General features: G+C 53.2%; 1 rRNA gene. It reads right to left on the bottom strand.

The features are described from left to right. Positions 1-231 (bottom strand): 23S ribosomal RNA (locus N865_RS21405); the annotation flags it as partial.

Genomic DNA, 231 nt, shown 5'->3' with positions numbered 1-231 from the left:
ATGCCTTTGCACTAACCTCACGATGTCCGACCGTGATTAGCTAACCTTCGTGCTCCTCCGTTACTCTTTGGGAGGAGACCGCCCCAGTCAAACTACCCACCAGACACTGTCCTCACCCCGGATTACGGGGCCGAGTTAGAACATCAAACATTAAAGGGTGGTATTTCAAGGATGGCTCCACGCAGACTGGCGTCCACGCTTCAAAGCCTCCCACCTATCCTACACATCAAG

Origin of the sequence: Intrasporangium oryzae NRRL B-24470, assembly GCF_000576595.1 — a bacterium.
Lineage (GTDB): Bacteria > Actinomycetota > Actinomycetes > Actinomycetales > Dermatophilaceae > Intrasporangium_C > Intrasporangium_C oryzae.
Note: the sequence above shows the minus strand (reverse complement) of the source record. Positions and strands in the feature narration are given on the sequence as shown.